This window comes from Nocardioides salarius (assembly GCF_016907435.1).
In the GTDB taxonomy this organism is placed as follows: Bacteria; Actinomycetota; Actinomycetes; order Propionibacteriales; family Nocardioidaceae; genus Nocardioides; species Nocardioides salarius.
The window spans coordinates 1,426,727-1,447,524 of record NZ_JAFBBZ010000001.1 but is presented as its reverse complement, the minus strand read 5'-3'; the positions used below and the strand labels follow the sequence as shown (position 1 = coordinate 1,447,524).

Genomic DNA, 20,798 nt, shown 5'->3' with positions numbered 1-20,798 from the left:
CCAGTCGCGTCGGCGGGGAGGATGCAGGTGAACGCGAGCTCGATGTCCCGGCTCGTCGTGACCGCTCTCCTCCTGAGCGTCTCTCCCGTGGTGGGGGCCGCGGGAGAGACGCCTTCCGCCCCCGAGGTGGCCATCAGCGCCCCCGGTGACGGGCAGCGGGTCGCCACCGGCTGGAGCGGACCGGTCGTCGTGGAGGTCTCGCGCGGCGCGGCCGGCCACGACGGGCGCCTCAGCGTCGTGTGCCCCTCGAGCGGCTACGAGCACCACACCACCTTCAGCGCCCCCAGCGGCCGGGTCGGGGTCGAGGTCGCGCCCGTCGAGGCGCCGGCCTCCGACTGCACCGCCACCGCCCAGCTCGACCCGGTGGCGGGCGCTGCTCCCGGCGACGACCCGGGCGAGGGCCCCGCAGCGGCGGGCCCGAGCGCCGGCGTCGCCTTCTCGGTCTGGCGCCCCGTCGCGTTCACCGACGCGCGCGTCAGCCCGGTCTTCTACCCCACCGTGCGCGACGGGTTCGCCGACACCGCCGAGCTGGTCTTCGACGTCTCGGCGCCCACCGACGTGGTGCTGCTGGCCTTCGACGTCGCCCGGGGCCGCGTGGTCACCGAGCGGCGGGCCGTGCTGGCCGCCGGGCCCGCGACCTGGGCCTGGGACGGCGGCAAGGGCAACCGGCGCCGCGCCAGCCTGCCCACCGGGCGCTACCTGCTGGCAGCCGTCGCCATCGACCCCGTCAGCGGGGACTCGGTGGCCGTCATCGGGGCCACCGAGATCGCCCGCCGCACCATCACCCAGCGCACCGTGCGCAGCGTGCCCGCGGTGCGGGCCGAGCGCAGCGCCCACGGCGCCTGCGCCACCGGGGCCGGCGAGGCGCGCGTGGTGCTGGTGTGCCGCGGCACCCGCACGTCGTGGGCCGAGCTGTCGGCGGTCGTGCGCGTGCCCCGCGACGCCCGCCTGCGCGACGCCCGCTCGCGCAACGAGAAGCCGTCGGCCGACGAGCGGCCCGGCCGGGTGCTGCACGACGTCGAGCGGCTCTCGCCGCGCCGCGCCCGCGTGAGCCTGCGCATCGACGGCCGCCGGGCCCTGGTCGTCGACGAGCTGTACGTCGAGTGGTCGCGGCGGGTGCAGCAGCGCCCGGTCGCGCCGGTGCCAGGCCGTGCCGGGATCGTCGCCGGCGAGGTCACCCGCGACCAGGGCGGCGACTGGGTCGTCGAGCTCGCCCCGCCGGGATAGTCCCTGACCTCTCGCGCCGCGACACGCGGGTGGGTGGTGTGGAACGTCAGGGACTTTCCCCCACCCCGGCTCCAGAAGGCGCCGGCGGCACGCGTCAGAGGCGCACGTCGCCCGGGGGGACGGGTCGGCCGAGGTGGTAGCCCTGCGCCCAGCGGCAGCCCAGGGCGCGCAGGTGGGCCGACTGCAGGGCGGTCTCGACGCCCTCGGCGACGATCGTCAGGCCCGGGGAGGTCCGCAGCAGGCCCAGCACGGCGCGCAGCATCTCGAAGGCGGGCGCCGAGCCGCCGATCTCGCAGACCAGCGAGCGGTCGATCTTGACGGTGTCGACCGGCAGCTGCTGCAGCCGCGAGATCGAGGAGTAGCCGGTGCCGAAGTCGTCGATGCCCAGGCGCACCCCGAGCTCGCCCAGCGCGTCGAGGGCCGCGAGCACCTCGGGGTCGCCCGACATCGCGGCGCTCTCGGTGATCTCCAGCAGCAGCGCGGAGGCCCGCACGTCGTGCTGCTCGAGCAGGCGGGCCACGGCGGGCACGAACCCGGGCGCGCGCAGCTGCAGGGGCGAGACGTTGACGTGCATGGTCAGCGGGGTGGGCCGCTGCCAGGCGCGCAGCTGGGCCAGCGCCCGGTCGACGACCAGCAGGCCGAGCTCGCGCACCAGCCCGCTGCGCTCGGCGGCGGCCACCGCCACCAGCGGCGAGACGGCGCCGCGCTCGGGGTGGGTCCAGCGCAGCAGCGCCTCGACGCCACCGACCTCGCCGGTGGTCAGGTCGACGACCGGCTGGTAGGCCAGGGCCAGCTGCTCGGGGTGCTGGCGCAGCGCCCCGACCAGGTCGTCGACCAGCCGCAGCCGCCCCAGGTCGGAGCCGGTCCGCCCGGCCGGCCAGCAGGTGGTCGTGCCGGGGCTCTCCTGCTGGGCGCGCACCAGCGCCGACCTGGCGTCGCGCAGCAGCTGGGCGGCCTCGTCGCGGGCGCCCACGCGGCGTACGCCCAGGCTCACCACGGGCCAGGCCTGCTCGCCCCCGACCTCGACGAAGTCGCGCAGCGACTCCTCCGCGCCGGTGATCGCCGCGAGGGCCGGGTCGCCGGCCGGGCTCGGCTCGGCCGGGGACGGCACCGTGAAGACGAGCCCGCCCAGCGGCGAGACCCGCAGCACCCGCGCCGCGCAGCCGCGCCGGAGCCGCTCACCCAGGGTCGAGAGGACCTGCTCGAGCCCGTCGGTGCCGAAGCGCTCGAGCAGGTCGCCCGCGTTGGAGACGACGGCGCTGAGCACCGCCACCGGCCGCTCGGGCTGCTCCAGCAGCCACGCGAGGGTGGGCTCGGCGTCGCCGTCGCGCGAGGCGACCCGCAGGCCCGGACGCGGGTCGGCGGGCCGAGCGCCCGGCACGAGGCTGCTCGGTGCGAGGGGCCCGGGCCGCAGGGACCCTGGCTGGAGGGGGCCGGGCTGGAGGGGGCCGGGCAGTGGCGCGAGGCTCACGACGCGGCGGGAGCCAGCGACCAGCGCATCCCCAGGCCACGGATGACGTCGACGAGCACCGAGCCGGCCACGGTGTGGGCGAGGTACGCCGCCGCCCCCAGGTCGTGCACCGCGTCGATCTCCTCGTCGTCGGCGTCGCGGCCCACCACGACCACCGGGATGTGCTGCAGCTCGGGCCGCTCGCGGCGCAGCCGGAGGAGGTCGAGCACCGAGCCGTCCGGGGCGCCGGCGCGCAGGTGCAGGTCGGCCACCACCACGGCCGGCAGCGGGTGCCGGGCCCGGTCCTGCCACGGGCCGCGGGCCAGCAGGTAGCGCGCCGCGTCGCTGCTGTCGTGCAGTCCTCGCACCGGGTTGGTCAGCCCGCCGCTCGCGAGGGTCGCGCGCACCCGCTGGGTGGCGGCGGGGGTCGCGGTGAGCGCCAGCACGGGGGGTGCGGCGGGGGCCGGCGACGTGGTGGCCGGTCGTGCTCGGCGGGGGGCCGGGGCCAGGGTCGGTGCCGGGGTGGGGATCAGGGTGGGGGAAGTGTGCACGGGGGGGGGGTCCGTCCTCGAGAAGCCCCGTCCCGTCACCGTGGGGGGGTGGGTGACGGGTGTGACGCACGGGGCTGGGGTGCGCACGAATCCTCGCCTCCCCGGGCGCCCAGGGGAAGGGGGTCGGGCCACGTTCGACCGATCGGCTACTGGGGTGCGTAGTCATTTCGGGCCATGCCGTGACCACCCGGTGCTCCTACGGCGGGGGTGCCTCGCCTGGGGTTCCTAGGCAGGCGGAGCCGGCGGAGCGGGCGGCACGGGCAGCGTGGGGCCCAGCACCTGCGCCTGCACGTCCGGCCAGCGCCCGGCCCAGGCGCGCAGCTCGGCCAGGTCGGCCGGCGCCGCCACGGCGAAGCCCTGCAGCCGGTCGCAGCCCAGCTCGCGCAGCCGGCGCACGGTGCGGTGGTCCTCGACGCCCTCGGCGACGACCTCGACCTCGAGGCCGTGGGCGGCGCCGACGATGGCGCGCACTAGGCGGGCGGTGGCCTCGTCGTCGGCGACCTGGCGCACCAGCAGGGGGTCGATCTTGAGCTCGCGGACCGCCGGGTAGCGCGAGATCGCCGCCAGCGAGACCTGGCCCAGCCCGAGCTCGTGGATGCTCACCGCCACGCCGAGCTCGGCGAGCCTCTCGAAGAGCGAGACGACCTGGGGCACCGGGTGCGGGCTCGGCTCGCCGATCTCGAGGGTCAGCCGCGGGCCCGGGGGAGCGCCCGCCGCGTCGGCGTGCAGCAGCCGGGCGATGTCGGGCACGAACGCGTGCCCCAGCAGGTCGCGCGCGGCGATGTTGACCGAGACCACGACCTCCACGCCCAGGTCGGCGGCCAGGAGGCGCCGGTCGGCCAGCGCCCGCTCGATCGTCCAGAGCGCCAGCCGGGTGGTCAGGCCGTGGCGCTGGGCCAGCGGCAGCACCTGGCGTGGCGCCAGCACCCCCAGCCGTGGGTGCGGCCAGCGGAGCAGCGCCTCGACCCCGCTGACCGCGCCCGACCAGGTCACCTGGGGCTGGTAGTGCAGCTCGAGCCCGCCCTCGTCCACGGCCCGGGCGAGGTCGGTGGCCAGCTCCTCCTCGGGCACGTCGGGCAGGTCGGGCAGGCGTACGCCGCCCGGGGGCCGTCCGCGGGCCGCCTTGGCGGCGTACATCGCCTGGTCGGCGGCGCGCAGCAGCTGCTCGAGCCCGTGCCCGTCGCGCCGGTGCAGGGCGACCCCGACCGAGGCGCGCACCGACAGGTCCACGCCCTGGGTGCGCACCGGGCGGGCGATGCTGGCCTCCACCCGGCTCGCCAGCTCCTCGGCCGCGGCGGCGGCCTCGGCCGGCGGGCCGGTGAGCGGCCCGCTCAGCAGCGCGAACTCGTCGCCGCCGAGCCGCACCGCGACCCCGTCGTCGCCGGCGACCTCGGCGACCCGGCGCGCCACCTCCCGCAGCACCGCGTCGCCGGCCTCGTGGCCGGCCATGTCGTTGACGGCCTTGAAGCCGTCGAGGTCGAGCACCAGCAGGGCGTGCGCCGCCGGCCCGGTCTCGAGGCGATCGGCGTGCCGCGCCAGCGCGGAGCGGTCGCCGAGCCCGGTCAGGACGTCGGTGGCGGCGTGGTCGGGCCCGGCCCCCGGCTGGTGCGGGCCGCCGAGCAGCCCGGCGAGCCCGCGGCCCGGGTGCAGCCGCGGCAGCCGGTGACCGACGCGCGGCAGGCGCGCGGCCAGCCCGCGCGCGCTCTCGGCGTCCATCGCAACCCCCGGGGGTGTCGCGGGCCGTCGTGGCCCGTCGGTGCGGAGCCTAGTGCGGGGCGCCGACGCCGGTGGCGGTCAGGCGATCCCGACCAGGCGCAGGTAGCCGGTGGCGAGGGGCTCGCCGGCGACGAGGCCCAGCCCGGCGCCCGCCAGCATGAAGGGGCCGAAGGGGATGCGCTGGCCGCGCCGCACGGTGCCCAGGCCCGTCAGCAGCAGCGACCCGACGGCGCCCAGGGCGAAGCCGAGGGCCAGCCCCACGACGGCGGCGCTCACGCCCACCGCACCCAGCACCAGGCCCAGCAGCGGCGCCAGGGCGACGTCGCCCAGGCCCATGCCGCGCCCCGCCGTGACCGCCCACAGGGCGGCGTACACCCCGCCCCAGGCCAGCACGCCGACCAGCGGCCCGACCAGCTGGCCGGCCGCGGCAGAGGGGCCCTGCAGGGCCCACGTGGTGGTCCAGCCGGCCAGCAGCGCGGCGCCGGCCAGCAGCGCCGCGGTGCCGGTCACCGCGAAGGGCAGCCGGCCGTGGTCGAGGTCGATCAGGGCCAGCGCCACGCCCGCGCCGGCCACGACCAGGCAGGCGAGCAGCACCGGGGGGCGGGTCTCGGCGAGCGCGACCACCGCGAAGAGGACCGCCGTGCCGGCCTCCACGGCCGGGTAGCGCAGGGGGATCCGCACCCGGCAGTCGCGGCAGCGCCCGCGCAGCAGCAGCCAGGAGACGACCGGCACGTTGTCGCGCTCGCGCACCTCGTGACCGCAGGCGGGGCAGGCCGAGCGGGGCCGCACCACCGACAACCCGGCCGGCACCCGGTGCACGACCACGTTGACGAACGAGCCCACCAGCAGGCCCAGCAGGCCCGCGAGGCCCGCCACCAGCGGGAGGGGCAGCACCGCCGCGCTCACGGCTGCCCCCCGACGGGGACCCCGCGCGCAGGGGCGGCGGGCGCCTCGGGGCCGCGGCGGTGCGAGCGGTTCCAGAACCCCACCCACTCGACGAGGTCGATGAGGGGGGTGGGCGGGGCCACCGCGAAGCCCTGCACCGCGTCGCAGCCGAGGCCCTCCAGCGCGGCGGCCGCCTCCCGGGTCTCGACCCCGTCGGCGACCACGCGCAGGCCCAGGCCGTGGGCGGCGTAGACCAGCGCCCGCACCCGCCGGGCCACCTCGTCGTCGCGGGCCACCTCGGCGCCCAGGCGCGGGTGCAGCTTGACCTCGCGCACGGCGGGGCTGGCCCACAGCGAGGTCAGCGAGGCCCGGTGGGTGCCGAAGTCCTGCACGCTCAGCCCGGCGCCGCAGGCACCCAGGGCGGCGTACGCCGTGGGCTCGCCGGCGCTGAGCCCGGTCGCCGACTCGCTGACCTCGAGGGTCAGCCGCGAGCCGTCGACGCCGGCGTCGACCAGGTGCCCGGCCAGCCGGTCGGGCAGGGCGGGGTCGAGCAGGCTGTGCGCGGACAGGTTGACCGAGACGCCCGCCTCGGGGGCGCAGACGCTGAGCACCGCGTGGTCCTCGAGGGCCTGGCGCACCGCCAGGTCGTCGAGCGCCGTGGCCAGGCCGTGGCGCGCCGCCAGGGGCAGGAACCCAGCCGGGCCGAGCGGCCCCAGCCGGGGATGCTGCCAGCGCAGCAGCGCCTCGAAGCCGACGATGGTGCCGTCGGGGCGGACCTGCGGCTGGTGATGCAGGCGCAGCTCGCCGTGCCCGTCGCCGCCCAGCGCCCGGGCCAGGTCGGCGGCCAGGTCGTCGTCGGCCGGGGCCGCGCGGCCCGACAGCGTCACCACGCCGGGGCGCGGGCCGCCGCCCTTGCGGGCGTACATGAGCTGGTCAGCCGCCGCGAGCAGGGTCTCGACGCGGGTGCCGTCGACCCCGGCGAGGGCGACCCCGACCGAGGCGCCGGTGGGCACCTCGACACCGTCGACGTGCACCGGCTCGCCGAGGGCCGCCAGGATCGAGCCGGCCAGGGCCTGCGGCTCGGTGTCGCCCTCGAGCCGCACGACCAGGGCGAACTCGTCGCCGCCGACCCGGGCCAGCACCGCGTGGGGCCCCACGGTGCGGCGCAGGCGCACGGCGGTCTCGACCAGCAGCCGGTCGCCGGCGGCGTGGCCCAGGGCGTCGTTGACCTGCTTGAGCCGGTCGACGTCGACCAGCGCGACGGCGGCGCGCCGGCGCTCCTTGGCGGCGGTGTCGAGGAGGGCCTGGCCGCGCTGCAGCAGGCTGTCGCGGTCGCGCAGGCCGGTCAGCGGGTCGCGGCGGCTCAGCGGCCGTCGCCGGCCCGGACGCCGGGGTGCGGCCATCTCAGCGACCGCCCGTGGAGTCGCCACCACCGGCACCGGGCTGGTCCGTGGCTGCGCCCGCGTCCGCACCGGCGCCGCGGGGGCGCTCGACCGGGGCCGCGACGAAGGTCGAGCCCTGGATCGAGGCCCGGGCGGCCCCCGCGCCGGCCTCGCTGCTCGCGGTCAGGGTCACCGAGCGCACCAGGAAGGAGCGGTCCATCGACTCGAGCTCGGCGAGCAGGCGCCGCAGGCTCCGCTCGTCGGCCTCGACGTCGAGGGTGACGCTCTGCTCGGCGAGCCGGACCGTCGCGGGGTCCTGCTCGACGGGGGCGGTGGGCAGGCCGGGGGAGAGGGCGGTGACCTTGCCGGGCGCGATGCCGGCGGCGGTCGCGGCGGCGTCGACCATCTCGAAGAAGCCGGGCTGGTCGGCGGTCGGCGGGAAGAGCGTGGCCAGGTCGTCGGCGACGTCGTCGACGGCGCCGAGGTCGCCGGCCTGCTGCTCGAGGCCGGCCAGCTGCACGGTGCGCAGCGCGTTGGCGTCGGCGGTCGCGACGACCTCCTGGCGTGCCTCGGCGAGGTCGGCCCGGGCCGGCCCGAGCAGCAGCAGCCACGCGGCGGCGGCGACCAGCAGCAGCGCGAGGGCGCCCAGCACGCGGGTCGCGGTGACGGTGTGCAGGCTCATCGCTCGTCCTCCTCGAGGGTCTGGTCGGTCTCGTCGGCGGTCGTGGGGTCGAGGCGCTCGAGCAGGTCGTCGTAGCGCCCGGTGAAGGCCCGGGGGTCGACCCCGACCGAGCCGGTGAAGCTGACCTCGGCGGCCTCGTCGGTGGTCGTGGTGGTGATGAAGGGCTCGATGAAGAGCTTCTCGGCGGCCAGCGCCTGCACCAGCTGCGCCACCACGCGCCGGCTCGGTGCGGTGCCGCTGAGCTCGAGGCAGGCCACCACGGTCGTGGTCGCGAAGGGGTCCGGCCCGGGGCAGGTGGCCAGCAGGCCGCGAGCGGGGTCGTCCTCGGGGGCGACCGGCTCGGCCGGGTCGGTGCCCGCGTCGGTGCCCGGAGCGGCGGCGGTGCCGTCGGCGGGGGCCGCTGGGGCCCCCGGAGGGGCGGCCAGCGGCAGCACCAGCGTGGTCGACTCGAAGCTGGTGCCGCCCGGCGCGAGGTCGACCAGCGTGTCGAGCACGGTCGCGTGCGAGATCTCGGTCCGCATCGTGTCGTGGACCTCCTGCGAGCGGGTCCGCACGTCGGCGATGTAGCCGCTGACGGGGGCCAGGTCGTCGATGCGCGCCTCCAGCGCGGCGCCGACCGCCTGCTCGCCGCGCAGCTCGGCGGAGGCCTCGCGCAGCAGCAGCTGGTGGAAGGCCCAGGCACCTCCAGCGGCCACGACCAGGGCGAGCAGCGCGTAGGCGAACCGCTTGCGCAGCGCACGCACCCGCAGCCCCTCGCGCACCCACGGCGAGAGCAGGTTGACGCCGGTCCGCCCGGCGTACGCCGTCTGCTCGGGGATGCGGGGAGGGTCCTCGCCGCGCCGCCCGAGCGGCCGGGTCAGCAGGCCGCTCATGCCGCGCCCTCCAGGCCCAGCCCGAGCGCCACGGCACCGGCGGGGGAGGCCGCGTCGTCGTGCAGGCGCACCGGCAGGCCCCAGGCGGCCCGACCGTGCTCGACCAGGCCGGGCAGCAGGCTGCCGCCGCCGGTGAGCACCACCCGGCGGGGCGCGGTCGCGGGGTCGTGTCCGGAGTGGAAGTCGAGGGTGGTGCGGACCTCGGCGAGCAGGCGCCCGACGCCCTCCAGCAGCACCGACTCCTCCAGCGACCGCGCGGAGCGGCCCACCTCGGGCAGCGTCCCGGGGGTGCGCTTGAGCGCCTCGGCCTCGTCGCGGCTGCGCCCGGTCTGCTCCATCAGCACCCGGGTGAGCATCTCGCCGCCGAGCCCTGAGGCGACCCGCACGAACCACGGCCGGCCGTCGACGTGCACCGCGACCGAGACGGTCTGGGCGCCGACGTCGACGACGGCCTCGGGCACACCTGGCCCGCCGGGGGTCTCGGGGGGCACGGGCGTGCCGGCCACCGCGCGGACGGCGGCGAAGGCGGACAGGTCGGCGGTCAGCGGCACCAGCTTGGCGGCCTCGACGGCGCGCACCAGCCCGTCGACGGCCTCGCGGGCGGTGGCCACCAGCAGGATCCGGGACAGGCGGCGCGGGGCGCCCTGGTCGTCGACGCCCTGCGCCTCGCCGAGCGGGACGTGGTCGATGTTGGCGTCGTCGACGGGCACCGGCAGCAGGTCGGCGACCTGGAAGCGCAGCGAGCGGCGCAGGTCGTCGTCGGGCATCCAGTCGAGGTCGAGCTGGCGCACCAGCACCGAGGCCGACCCGACGCCCAGGTGCACCTGGCGGGTGCCGAAGTGCTGCTCGGCCCACAGCTGGCGCAGCGCCGACACGACGGCGGCGCGGTCGCGCACCAGCCCGGCCTCCACGGCGCCGGGCGGCAGCGCCACGCTGCCCGAGCGGCGTACCCGCGAGCCCCGGCCGGCCGCGCTGCCGCCCAGGCGCACCTCGGTGCCGCTGACGGCCGCGCTGCCGATGTCGAGGCCCACCACGCTGCGTGCCATTGTCGTCCTCCCGCTCCCGCGCCCTGGGTGCAGGGCTGACTGGGGCATCGGTCGTCGCGAGGTGCACCTTGAGCCCTGACGCGGACCTGATGCGGACCTGGCACGGACCTGGCACGGACCTGGCACGGACCCGAGGCCGCGGACCGGTGCCGAGGTGCCCTCAAGGTGGGGGCCGGGGCTGCCGAGACCTCTCCTGACAGCCGCCCAGACACCCGCCCAGACACCCGAGGAGCACGGTGAGCCTCACGCTCGAGCAGGACCACACCACCCTCGCGGGGCTGCGCCCGCTGCTGGAGGCCGTGGTCGACGCCGGCGCCTCCGACCTGCACCTGCGCGCCGGCGAGCGCTCGCGGATGCGGGTGCAGGGCGCCCTGACCGACGTCGGCGAGGTCGTCCCCGCCGAGCGGGTCGCCGCGATGGTCGCGGCCTCGATGGGCCCCGACGCGCGGGCGGCGTACGACGCCGACCTGGAGGCCGACTACGCGCTCACGGTGCCGGGGCTCGCGCGCTTCCGCATCAACGCCTTCCGCAGCCGCGGCGCCGACGCGATGGTGCTGCGCCTGGTCGGCGCCGAGCCGCAGCGCCTGGCCGACCTGGGGATGCCCGAGGTGCTGCACCACCTGGCGATGCGCCCGCGCGGGCTGGTGCTGGTCACCGGACCGACCGGCTCGGGCAAGACGACCACGCTGGCCTCGATGATCGACGCGATCAACGAGGAGCGCCCGGTGCACGTGCTGACGCTCGAGGACCCGATCGAGGTCGTGCACACCAGCCGGCGCGCCACCGTCACCCAGCGCGAGCTCGGCAGCGACTCGCGCAGCTGGTCGGGCGCGCTGCGCTCGGCGATGCGCCAGGACCCCGACGTGATCCTGATCGGCGAGATGCGCGACGCCGACACCGTGCACGCCGCGCTGTCGGCGGCCGAGACCGGCCACCTGGTGCTCTCGACGCTGCACACCACCGACGCGCTCGAGACGGTGCAGCGCATCATCGACTTCTTCCCGCCCCACGAGCAGCCGCGGGTGCGGGCCGCGCTGGCCAGCAGCCTGCAGGGCGTGGTCTGCCAGCGCCTGGTGCCGCGCCGGCGCGGCGGCCGGGCCTGCGTGCTCGAGATCGCGGTCGCCGACGCCCGTCTCGTCGAGGCGGTCGCCGACCCCGAGCGCACCTCCGAGATCCCCGACATCCTGGCCCAGGGCGAGTACTCGGGGATGCAGTCCTTCGACCAGCACCTGCTGCGCCTGGTCGTCGAGGGCACCGTGGACCCCACGGTCGCCCGCGGCGCGGCCAGCAACCCGCACGACTTCACGGTGATGCTGCGCCGGGCCGGCTGGCGGCCCGACAGCGACCCCTCGGGAGGACCACGATGACCCAGCGACCCACCCCCCAGCAGGCCCCCCAGCAGACCCAGCAGGCCCAGCAGCGGACGGGCGCGGCGTACGACGTCGACCCCGGCACGCTGAGCCTCGCCGAGCTGCGCGGCTACCGCGCCCGGCTGCGCGAGGAGGAGGACCGCGTCTCCTACTGGCGCCGCGTCGTGCACGCGCGCACCGACCTGATCGAGGCCGGGCGCGACACCTCCGGCGGACTGGGCCTCGACCAGGTCGAGCGGGCGCTGGGCGAGACCGGCAGCGGCGCACGGCGCGAGGCGCTGCTGCGGGTGCGCGCCTTCGACCCGCTGCCCGAGCTGCCGGTGCTGGCCGAGATCTGGCAGCACGACGGTGACCCCGCGGCCACGGTGGCCCGCCTGGGCGAGGCCTCCGAGCAGCTGTCGGCCTACCGCACGGCCCTGCACCGGCGCATCGACGCCGCCACCGAGGAGCTGGTGGCCCGCTACCACCGCGAGCCCGCGCTGGCGCTGGCCCTGCTGCCGGGGAGCGCGGCGTGAGCGCCGCGACCCCGTGGGAGGCCGCCTGGGCGGGCGCGTCGCCCGAGCCGGGCGAGGGCGGGCGGCTGGTGCCGCTGCCCGGTGGTGCGCGGCGGCGCACCGACCTGTGGCACAGCGAGGACGACCGGCTGACCACCACCGCCGACAGCACCGTCACGGCGCTGCTGGCCGCCGAGGTGGTCACCCCCGACCAGGTCGACGACGCCCGCGCGGCCGTGGCCGCGGGGGAGGGGCACGGCTCGGTGATCGAGGCGCTGCTCGACGACCTGGAGGACGCCGACGACCGCGCCCGGCTGCTGCAGGTGGCGGCCGGGGTGGCCGGCGTCGAGCACGTCGACCTCACCGAGACCGGTGTCGACGCCACGGCCGCGGCCCTGGTCAGCGGCGAGTTCGCCCGCCGGGCCGGGGTGGTGCCCTTCGCGAGGCGCGACGGCGCCCTGCTCGTGGCGGTACCGGTGCGCTCGGCCGTCGACCTCGACCTCAAGGACGACCTGGCCCGCGTCAGCGGGCTGCCGGTGCGCTTCGCGCTCGCCGGGCGCCACGAGATCGAGCAGCGCCAGGGCGAGGTCTACCGCGCCGAGGAGGAGCTCGCCGGGCTCACCTCCGACTTCGCCACCGACGCCGTCGAGGACCTCGCCGGGTTGACCGAGGTCGTCGACGACGCGCCGGTCGTGCGGTTCGTCAACCTGCTGATCAGCCAGGCGATCTCCGACCGGGCCTCCGACCTGCACCTCGAGCCGACGCAGCACGACCTGCGGGTGCGCTACCGCATCGACGGCGTGCTCGTCGACGCCCACCGGGCCCCGCGCAGCATCGTCAACGGCGTGGTCTCGCGCTTCAAGATCATGGCCGGCATGAACATCGCCGAGCGGCGGGTGCCGCAGGACGGCCGGCTCACGGTCACCCACGAGGGTTCCACCATGGACCTGCGCGTGGCCACCCTGCCGACCGTGTGGGGCGAGAAGATCGTGGCCCGGGTGCTCGACAACACCAACACCCGCCTGGGCCTCGACGACCTGGGCTTCGAGGCCGCCAACCGCGCCAAGTTCGCGGAGTCCTACGCCAAGCCCTACGGGATGATCCTGGCCACCGGGCCGACCGGGTCGGGCAAGTCCACGACCCTCTACGCCACCCTCAACATCCTCAACCAGCCGCACGTCAACGTGATCACGGTCGAGGACCCCGTGGAGTACCGGCTGCCGGGCATCAACCAGGTGCAGACCAACCCCAAGGCGGGGCTGACCTTCGCCTCCGCGCTGCGCTCGATCCTGCGCTCCGACCCCGACATCGTGCTGATCGGCGAGATCCGCGACCACGAGACCGCCTCGATCGCGGTCGAGGCGTCGCTGACCGGTCACCTGGTGCTCTCCACGCTGCACACCAACGACGCGCCCTCGGCGGTGACCCGGCTGGTCGAGATGGGCATCGAGCCGTTCCTGGTCGGCTCGGCGCTCGACTGCATCGTGGCCCAGCGGCTGTGCCGGGCGCTGTGCCCGCGCTGCCGCGAGCCCTACCGTCCCGACCCCGACGAGCTGCGCCGGCTGCGCTTCGCGTGGCCCGACGACGGCCCCCGCGAGATCTACCGCGCGCGCGGGTGCGCCGCCTGCTCGCGCACCGGCTACCGCGGCCGGATGGCGCTGCACGAGGTGCTGCCGGTCACCGAGGAGATCGAGCGGCTCGCCGTACGCCGCGCGCCCACCGAGGACATCGGGCGTGCCGGGCGCGAGCAGGGGATGACCACGCTGCGCGACGACGGCTGGACCAAGGTGCTGGCCGGGCGCACGACGATCGAGGAGGTGCTCCGTGTCGTGGGCTGAGAGCAGTACCGGTGGTGGCCTGGGTGGCGGCCTGTGGGACCAGGCGCAGGCCGAGGTGGGGGAGTCGCTGGAGCTCGACGACCTGCTGCGCCAGGTGCTCGACCTCGGGGGCTCCGACCTGCACCTGACGACCGGCGTCCCGCCGACGATCCGGGTGCGCGGCGAGATGCGCGCCGTCGAGGGCTTCGAGCCGCTCGAGGCGCGCCCGCTGCAGCAGGCGGTCTACGCGATGCTCACCGAGCGCCAGCGCAAGGTGCTGGAGGAGACCCGCGAGCTCGACGTCGCCTACACGGTGCCGGGCGTGGCCCGCTTCCGCGTCAACGTCTTCTGGCAGCGCGAGTCGATCGGTGCGGTGATGCGGCTGATCCCCTGGGAGATCAAGACGCTGGGCGACCTGTCGCTGCCGCCGGTGGTGGGCACCATCGCGGCCATGAAGCGCGGGCTGGTGCTGGTCACCGGGCCGACCGGCTCGGGCAAGTCCACGACGCTGGCCGCCATCATCGACCAGGTCAACCGCTCGCGGCGCGGGCACATCATGACCATCGAGGACCCCATCGAGTTCCTCCACGAGCACCGCGGCTGCATCGTCAACCAGCGCGAGGTCGGCGCCGACACGCACGGCTTCCGGGCCGCGCTGCGCCAGGTCCTGCGCCAGGACCCCGACGTGATCCTCGTCGGCGAGCTGCGCGACCTCGAGACCATCTCGGTGGCGCTGACCGCGGCCGAGACGGGCCACCTGGTGCTGGCCACGCTGCACACCCAGTCGGCGCAGGACACCATCTCGCGCGTCGTCGACGTCTTCCCCTCCGAGCAGCAGCAGCAGGTGCGCACCCAGCTGGCCGCGACCCTCAACGCCGTGGTCTGCCAGGCGCTGGTGCCGACCGCCGACGGGCGCAGCCGCGCCGCGGCCGTCGAGGTGATGGTGTGCACCACCGGCATCCGGGCGATGATCCGCGACGACAAGCTGCCCCAGATCCCCGGCGCGATGCAGGCCGGCGCCCGCGACGGCATGCAGACCCTCGACAACCACCTCGCCGAGCTGGTCAAGCAGGGGCGGATCACCCGCGAGGCGGCCCTCGAGCACTGCGTGAACCGTGAGGAGCTGATCGCCCTGCTCGGCTCGGGCGGGCTGCGCGGCACCCCCGGCACCGGCACGGCCGGCCCCGGGGCCCACGGCGAGAGCCTCAACCCCTGGCAGGCCCAGTCGCTGCCCTCGGGCGGGGCGCACCTGTGAGCACCCTGCAGTTCGACTACAAGGTCCGCGACGCCGCCGGCCGCTTCCGCGAGGGCAAGGTCAAGGCCCCCTCCGAGGGGGCGGTGGCCGAGCGGCTGGTCGCGATGGGCTACCAGCCGCTGCAGATCACCCGCGCCGGCACCGGCCTCAACACCGAGATCCGGCTGCCGGTCGCGCGCCGGGTCAAGCTCAAGGAGCTCGCGGTCTTCTCCCGCCAGCTCGCCACGATGATCGACTCGGGCCTGCCGCTGCTGCGCTCGCTGGGCATCCTGGCCGAGCAGGCCGAGAACCCCGAGCTGCGCCGGGTGCTCACCGGCGTTCGTCAGGCCGTCGAGGGCGGCGAGGCGCTCTCGACCGCGTTCGCCGCCGAGGAGGCGGTCTTCCCGCCGCTGATGGTCAACATGACCCGCGCCGGCGAGGCCGGCGGCTTCCTCGACTCCGCGATGCGCCAGGTGGCCGACACCTTCGAGGCCGACGTGCGCCTGCGCGGCAAGGTGAAGTCGGCGATGACCTACCCGGTGGTCGTGCTGATCATGGCCGCGCTGATGTGCATCGGCATGTTGCTCTTCATCGTCCCGATCTTCGAGAACATGTTCGCCGACCTGGGCGGCGAGCTGCCGCTGCCGACCCAGGTGCTGGTCACCATCTCCGGGGCGATGGGCGTCCTGGTGCCGGCCGGGGTCGTCGCCACGGTCGCCTTCGTGGCCTGGTGGCGCCGCTACGGCCGCACCCAGCGGGTGCGCGAGGTCCTCGACCCGCTCAAGCTGCGACTGCCCGTCTTCGGGCCGCTCTTCGCCAAGATCGCGCTGACCCGCTTCACCCGCAACCTGGGCACCCTCCTGGGCTCCGGCGTACCCATCCTGCAGGCCCTCGACGTGGTCGCCGAGACCTGCGGCTCGACCGTGGTGGCCCACGCCGTCGCCGACGTACGCCGCTCCGTCGCCGCCGGCGAGTCGGTCGCCGGCCCGCTGGCCCGCCACGAGGTCTTCCCCGCGATGGTCGTGCAGATGATCGCCTCCGGCGAGGAGACCGGTGCGATGGACCAGATGCTGCACCGCATCGCCAAGTTCTACGACGAGGAGGTCGAGGCCACCACCGAGGCCCTCACCTCCCTCATCGAGCCGCTGATGATCGCCGGCCTCGGCCTGGTCGTCGGCGGGATGATCGTGGCCCTCTACATGCCGATCTTCTCGGTCTTCGAGCTGATCGGCTGACCTGCTGCCGCTGCCCCCGGCCGGCCCCGCCGCGGGTCGTGGTCCGGGTCGTGGTCTGGGTCGTGGCTCGGGTCGTGGCCCCTCGCCGCGCCATGGCGCGTCCCTGGGCACACGACCCGGACCACGACCCGGCACACGACCGGGACCACGACCGGGGCCACGACCCACCGCCCGAGGCGGCAGCGGTCAGCGGTCGATCTCCCGGTAGTCCTCCACGGAGACCGAGAAGAGGCTGGGGCTGAGGTTGTCGAGGAAGCACTGGTTGAGCTCGAAGTCGAAGGCCCCGGCGAGGTTGAGGGTGTTGGCGAAGAGCGTGCCGACGTAGTCGGGGTTGCCGTTGCCCTTGTCGACCTCGCCGTAGGTCCGCGAGGTCAGCACGATGCTGGCCGCGACCTCGCTGTTGCCGTTCATCTTGACGTTGCCGCCGTCGATGACGATGAGCAGCGAGCGGGTCCACGCGCCGTCCTCGCAGCTGCTCTGCGCCCAGGTGCTGCCGAGCTCCTTCAGGTCCACGGTTCCGCCGGGGTCGGTGCGGGTCAGGTCGAAGTAGAGCACCGAGTTGGGGTACGTCGTGGGGTCCGGCACGCTCCACCCCGACGCGAACCGGGAGTAGCTGCCCTGCGAGGTGGCCACGGTGCGCAGCTCGGCCAGCTTCCACTCCGGCAGCGGGTCGTCCTCGATGCCGAAGAGGTCCAGCAGCGCCGCGTCGTCGGCCAGGAAGGTGCCGTCGACGTCGATGTCGCCGTCGCCGTCGCCGTCGTCGCGGCCGTAGTAGCGCGGGTGTGCGCCGGCCAGGTCGGAGCAGGGGCCGCCGATGGAGTCCTGGTCCCAGCGGAAGGCCCCCGACGGGCACGCCTGGGAGCGGTGGATCGCCTTCGAGTCCGAGCCGCTGCAGGTCTTGTTGTTGCCGTTGCGGTCGGTGATCACCTGCGAGCTGTGCACGGCGGCGGGGATGCCGTACGCCGCGTCGGTGGTGCCGCCGAAGTCGATCTTGGAGCGGTTCCACACGCAGCCGGTGGAGAAGATGCTGACCCCGGTCAGGTCCGGGGTGCCGGCCCCCTGCACCGAGCGGGCGTAGACCCCCAGCGGCAGCCCGACGTCGACGAGCGAGACGGTCACGTCGGCCTCGACCAGGCGCTGGGCGCGGGCCTCGCCGGCGCCGGCGAGCCCGCGGGAGTGGACGCGGTAGGTGCGCGCGTCGGCGCTGCCGCCGGGCTGCGGCACGATCCAGGCCTCGTAGCGCTGGTCGTCGCTGTTGGCGACCGGCGCGCTCATCGGGGCCCCCTCGTCGCCCCAGGGGTTCGCCGCGCCGCAGGCCGGCGAGCAGGCGTCCAGGGCCCGGGTGCCGCTGGAGCGCAGGTAGGCCACCGCCTGGTTGAGCCCCGCGTCGGCGGCGTCGAGGGCCAGGGTGGCGTCGGTGGCGCGGCGGGTCGCGCCGAGGTTGTTGACGGTGACCCCGAGCACCGTGGTGCCCAGCACGGCCATCAGGGCCATCACCATCACGGTGATCACCAGGGCGCTGCCCTCGTCGCGGTGGCGGCTCGTCTCGTGCATGGGCCGGTCCTCAGCTCTGGGCGCGGTTGCGCAGGTCGGTCTGGGTGGAGAAGACGTGCTCGACGTCGTCCTCGGTGACGCTCAGCTCGACCCCGATCAGGTCGACGTGCTCCAGCTCGGGGTCGTCGGGGACGCCGTTGTGGTTGCCCACGACCGAGGCGTCGAGCTCCTGCCAGGTCGTGGGCACCCCGTCGCCGGAGGTGTCGTGCTGCCACAGGCTGCTGCGCAGCTGCAGGTCGAAGGTGGTGACCCGGCCGGCGAGCACCGGGCGGGTCACGGCGGTGCCGGAGGCGTCGTTGGCGGTCAGGGTCAGGCGCTGGCTGTCGGGGTCCCAGCGGTAGGTGAGCACCTCCGGGTCGCTCGCGTCGAGGTCGACGACACCGTTGCCGTTGAAGTCGGTCCAGAACGTGATCGCGGTGGTGGTGCCGGTGCCGGTCGAGAACTGCACGCCGCGGATGTCGCTGGCCTGGCGCAGCTCGCGGGAGAAGCGCTGGAAGGCCAGCCGCGACTCGCCGGTCAGGTCGCCGGAGACCTGGATGCGGTCGGTGACCCGGGCGGTGGCCATCGCGAAGGACAGCAGCACCGAGCCGAGCACGGCGAAGAGCATCATCGAGACCAGCACCTCGGCCATCGTCATGCCGGCGTCGCGGGGGAGCGGCTGCGTCGCCACGGGGCCGCGGCTCATCGGGCGTCCAGGGCCGAGCACGACAGGGCGCCGACCGAGACCGACACCGACGAGGCGGGGTCGACGAGGTCCGGCTCCGGCGGGGCCGGGGCGGGCTCCGCGGTCGGGCTGGGCGAGGCCGTCGGGTCGGCGTCGGGCTCGGCGGTCGGTGTGGGCGACGGGCTGGGCGACGGGCTGGGGGTCGGGCTCGGTGTCGGGCTGGGGCTGCTGGTCGTCAGCGGCTCGGTGCCGGTCCGCACGGGCTGGGTGACCACCGAGACCAGCGCCGGGACGTCGACGGTGGCCGAGCCGGCGCCGGTGGTGCGGACCACCCGGTCCCGGGTCAGCGACGTCCAGGATGCGATGTAGTCGCCCAGCACGCCGTGCCCGGGCACCGGCAGCGTGTCGAGGTCGAGCCCGGCGAGCGGGTCGGTCGTGGCGTCGGGCCGCACCGTGGCGACGGTCGTGTAGGGGTCGGGGCTCGCGCCGGTCCAGCGGCGTACGACGGCCTCGTAGTCGACCGCGGTCGTGGCCGTGTGCGCGCCGCCGCTGACCGTGCACCGGGCGGCGGCGCGCACCAGCTGGACCTGGAGCACGCCCTCGGGCGCGAAGGTGGTCGGCAGCACAGCCAGGGCCGAGGCGCGCGCGGCGCCGCAGGCGTCGACCTGCAGGGCGGCGCTGCTGGGCACCCGGTCGGCGGTGCGCAGCCAGCCGCCGGCGACCACGCGCACGCTCTCGCCCGTCTCCGCGACCTGGCAGGAGCTGGAGATGCCCGACTTCACCGGTGTGGCACCACCGGCCAGGCGCACGAGCGGGCCGGCGAGGGAGAGCCGCTCGCGGTAGTCGGCGTCGGCGCCCCCGGCCAGGGACACCCCGCCCGACGACAGGTCGGTGACGGTGGCGGTGGCCGGCGCGGCCGGGTCGGCCACGAGGGGCAGGCCGTTGCTGGCGCGCACCGCGAAGGCGGTGGTGCGGGTGCCGCCCCAGCAGACCAGCTGGCAGCCGCTGGCGTCGAGCTGCCCGGCCAGCGAGCCCGTCGAGACCACCGACTGGTCGCCGGGCGCCGCCCCCGAGGCGGAGGCGCCGCGAGCCTGGGCGCCGGTGCCGAGGCCGGTCAGGGTCGAGCCGAGCACGGCGTCGGTGCGGCTGGTGGCCGTGACCGAGCCGGCCAGGTCGACCAGCCCTGCCGAGAGGGTCACCGGCACGGCGACCGGGTCGGCGAGGGCGGGGTCGGTGGCGGCCACGTTGGTGCCGAGCTGCAGGGCCGCGACCTGCACGGAGGCCTCCACGCGGGGGGTGGCCAGGCTCTGCCGGGTCAGCTGGCTGCTGGTGCTGACCGGCTCGCGGTCGCCGGCCAGCGAGGAGAAGACGGTCACGGTCACCCCGACCTGGGAGGCGGGCGGCGAGTCCCGGCCGCTGCGCTGGGAGTCCCAGTCGGCCGGAGGGGTCACGACCTGGGGCGGCGAGGCGTCGGAGAGCAGCTGGGTGGTGGTGACGGTGACGAACCCGGCGCCGTCGCCGCTGCCGACCTGCACCTGCCGGAAGAACGGGCCGGTGGCCGGCTCCCACGAGCACCGGGCGGCACCGGTGACGTAGCCGGTCCAGCCGGTCGTGGGCACGGTCCGGTCGCCGCTGGGGCCGCAGACGACCGTCGCGGTGGGCGCGCCGAGGTCCTCGTAGTAGCGGTCGAGCAGGTCGACGTACTCGCTGCCGACGTCGTAGGCGACGTGGAAGGGGAGGTTGCGCAGGCGCTCCATCTGCGCCTGCGCGAGGTTGCGTGCCTGGGTGGTGCGCTGGGCGACGGCGTCGGCCTTGATGCCGACCAGCAGCGCCGGCAGCACGAAGGTGATCAGCAGCACCAGGATGCCCACCGAGACCACGACCTCGACGAGGCTGAAGCCTCCGTCGGGGGCCTGGTCGTGGGCCTGGTCGCGGGTCTGCCCGCGCGTCTCCTCAGCGGGTCGTGACACGGCCGGTCAGCCCCTCCACCGCGATGGTGACGACGCGGTCGCTGCCGTCGCGGGCGATCCGCACCCGCCCCGGGGTGGCGGTGCCGCGCGCCGAGAAGGTGACGCCGGCGGTGCTGCCGCCGGTGGTCGGCGAGAACGCCACGTCGACGAGGTCGAGCCGCCCGTCACCCAGGCCGACCGGCCCGGTGAGCACGGCACCGCCGCTGCCGCACGCGCCCTCGTACGTCGTCCAGGTGTCGGCCGCCGCGTCGAACTGCACGCAGGTCGCCCACCCGTCGCTGACCGCCTGCTGCTGGGCCTGGCGCAGCGTGCCCTCGAGCGTCGAGGCGGCGCCGTCCTGCGCGGAGGCGCGCGCCCAGGCCGACCAGCCGACCACCGCGAAGGCCATCAGGGCGCCCATCATCGCGATCACCACCACGAGCTCGACCATGGTGACGCCGTCGTCGGGGCGTGCGGGCACGACTGGGCTCCTCGGTCGCGGGGGGATGTCGACACGGTGGGTCTCGGCGCCCGGGCCCGGCACCTTGAGGGCTGGACAGGTGGTCTAGACCGGGCTCAAGGCGGGCCTCCCCGACCCCGACACCCCGGGTGCACACGGCGCTATCCCCCTCTCGGCACGGCGCCACTCCATCCCTCCCAAGGAGATCCC

At 76.1% G+C, this 20,798-nt stretch carries 18 protein-coding genes; 6 read left to right on the top strand and 12 right to left on the bottom strand.

Annotated elements, in window-relative coordinates; all coding sequences use genetic code 11:
* Positions 1-27: 27 nt before the first annotated feature.
* On the top strand, positions 28-1,227 hold the full coding sequence (locus JOE61_RS07025; RefSeq protein WP_193670183.1) for a hypothetical protein: 1,200 nt from the start codon (positions 28-30) through the stop codon (positions 1,225-1,227).
* A gap of 94 nt (positions 1,228-1,321) precedes the next feature.
* Here JOE61_RS07025 and JOE61_RS22425 read toward each other — a convergent pair whose 3' ends face one another.
* The 8 genes from JOE61_RS22425 to pilM all read right to left on the bottom strand — a co-directional run bounded on the left by JOE61_RS22425 (position 1,322) and on the right by pilM (position 9,811).
* Complete coding sequence (locus JOE61_RS22425; protein ID WP_193670182.1) at positions 1,322-2,608, bottom strand: EAL domain-containing protein; 1,287 nt, start codon at positions 2,606-2,608, stop codon at positions 1,322-1,324.
* A gap of 86 nt (positions 2,609-2,694) precedes the next feature.
* Entirely contained in the window at positions 2,695-3,228 is a 534-nt protein-coding gene (locus JOE61_RS22420; protein ID WP_193670181.1) for a response regulator, read from the bottom strand.
* 225 nt (positions 3,229-3,453) lie between these two features.
* Positions 3,454-4,944, bottom strand: coding sequence for an EAL domain-containing protein (locus JOE61_RS07010; RefSeq protein WP_193670180.1), 1,491 nt, complete (start codon positions 4,942-4,944; stop codon positions 3,454-3,456).
* 78 nt (positions 4,945-5,022) lie between these two features.
* Positions 5,023-5,850: a prepilin peptidase gene (locus JOE61_RS07005; RefSeq protein WP_307822865.1), complete on the bottom strand. Its 828-nt coding sequence runs from the start codon at positions 5,848-5,850 to the stop codon at positions 5,023-5,025.
* On the bottom strand, positions 5,847-7,232 hold the full coding sequence (locus tag JOE61_RS07000; protein WP_193670179.1) for a putative bifunctional diguanylate cyclase/phosphodiesterase: 1,386 nt from the start codon (positions 7,230-7,232) through the stop codon (positions 5,847-5,849). The genes JOE61_RS07005 and JOE61_RS07000 overlap by 4 nt, the downstream gene beginning before the upstream one ends.
* Before the next feature lies 1 nt (position 7,233).
* Positions 7,234-7,893: a hypothetical protein gene (locus JOE61_RS06995; RefSeq protein ID WP_193670178.1), complete on the bottom strand. Its 660-nt coding sequence runs from the start codon at positions 7,891-7,893 to the stop codon at positions 7,234-7,236.
* The gene (locus JOE61_RS06990) at positions 7,890-8,765 is read right to left on the bottom strand and encodes a hypothetical protein (protein ID WP_193670177.1); all 876 of its coding nucleotides are present in this window, start codon (positions 8,763-8,765) and stop codon (positions 7,890-7,892) included. The genes JOE61_RS06995 and JOE61_RS06990 overlap by 4 nt, the downstream gene beginning before the upstream one ends.
* The gene (gene pilM / locus JOE61_RS06985) at positions 8,762-9,811 is read right to left on the bottom strand and encodes a pilus assembly protein PilM (RefSeq protein ID WP_193670176.1); all 1,050 of its coding nucleotides are present in this window, start codon (positions 9,809-9,811) and stop codon (positions 8,762-8,764) included. The genes JOE61_RS06990 and pilM overlap by 4 nt, the downstream gene beginning before the upstream one ends.
* A gap of 236 nt (positions 9,812-10,047) precedes the next feature.
* On the opposite strand from pilM, the gene JOE61_RS06980 reads away from it, so the two are divergent.
* From JOE61_RS06980 to JOE61_RS06960, 5 genes are read left to right on the top strand one after another with little or no spacing between them, the layout of a single operon-like run.
* Positions 10,048-11,178, top strand: a complete 1,131-nt coding sequence (locus JOE61_RS06980) for a type IV pilus twitching motility protein PilT (protein ID WP_307822864.1) — start codon at positions 10,048-10,050, stop codon at positions 11,176-11,178.
* A complete protein-coding gene (locus tag JOE61_RS06975) occupies positions 11,175-11,696 on the top strand; it encodes an RsiG family protein (protein WP_193670175.1) in 522 nt (173 codons plus the stop codon). Before JOE61_RS06980 ends, JOE61_RS06975 begins: the two co-directional genes overlap by 4 nt.
* Positions 11,693-13,513 carry a GspE/PulE family protein gene (locus JOE61_RS06970; protein ID WP_307822863.1) on the top strand — a complete coding sequence of 607 codons (1,821 nt, stop codon included), beginning with the start codon at positions 11,693-11,695 and terminating at the stop codon, positions 13,511-13,513. The genes JOE61_RS06975 and JOE61_RS06970 overlap by 4 nt, the downstream gene beginning before the upstream one ends.
* The gene (locus JOE61_RS06965) at positions 13,500-14,747 is read left to right on the top strand and encodes a type IV pilus twitching motility protein PilT (RefSeq protein WP_307822862.1); all 1,248 of its coding nucleotides are present in this window, start codon (positions 13,500-13,502) and stop codon (positions 14,745-14,747) included. The genes JOE61_RS06970 and JOE61_RS06965 overlap by 14 nt, the downstream gene beginning before the upstream one ends.
* A complete protein-coding gene (locus JOE61_RS06960) occupies positions 14,744-15,961 on the top strand; it encodes a type II secretion system F family protein (protein ID WP_193670174.1) in 1,218 nt (405 codons plus the stop codon). Before JOE61_RS06965 ends, JOE61_RS06960 begins: the two co-directional genes overlap by 4 nt.
* A gap of 186 nt (positions 15,962-16,147) precedes the next feature.
* On the opposite strand, the gene JOE61_RS06955 is transcribed toward JOE61_RS06960, so the two are convergent.
* The 4 genes from JOE61_RS06955 to JOE61_RS06940 are packed head-to-tail and all read right to left on the bottom strand — an operon-like array spanning position 16,148 to position 20,609.
* Positions 16,148-17,515, bottom strand: a complete 1,368-nt coding sequence (locus tag JOE61_RS06955) for a hypothetical protein (protein ID WP_193670173.1) — start codon at positions 17,513-17,515, stop codon at positions 16,148-16,150.
* A 10-nt stretch (positions 17,516-17,525) separates the two neighbouring features.
* Positions 17,526-18,185 carry a PulJ/GspJ family protein gene (locus JOE61_RS06950; RefSeq protein WP_193670172.1) on the bottom strand — a complete coding sequence of 220 codons (660 nt, stop codon included), beginning with the start codon at positions 18,183-18,185 and terminating at the stop codon, positions 17,526-17,528.
* 11 nt (positions 18,186-18,196) lie between these two features.
* Positions 18,197-20,149: a type IV pilus modification PilV family protein gene (locus JOE61_RS06945; protein ID WP_193670171.1), complete on the bottom strand. Its 1,953-nt coding sequence runs from the start codon at positions 20,147-20,149 to the stop codon at positions 18,197-18,199.
* The gene (locus tag JOE61_RS06940) at positions 20,133-20,609 is read right to left on the bottom strand and encodes a GspH/FimT family pseudopilin (protein WP_193670170.1); all 477 of its coding nucleotides are present in this window, start codon (positions 20,607-20,609) and stop codon (positions 20,133-20,135) included. Before JOE61_RS06940 ends, JOE61_RS06945 begins: the two co-directional genes overlap by 17 nt.
* Positions 20,610-20,798 lie beyond the last annotated feature (189 nt).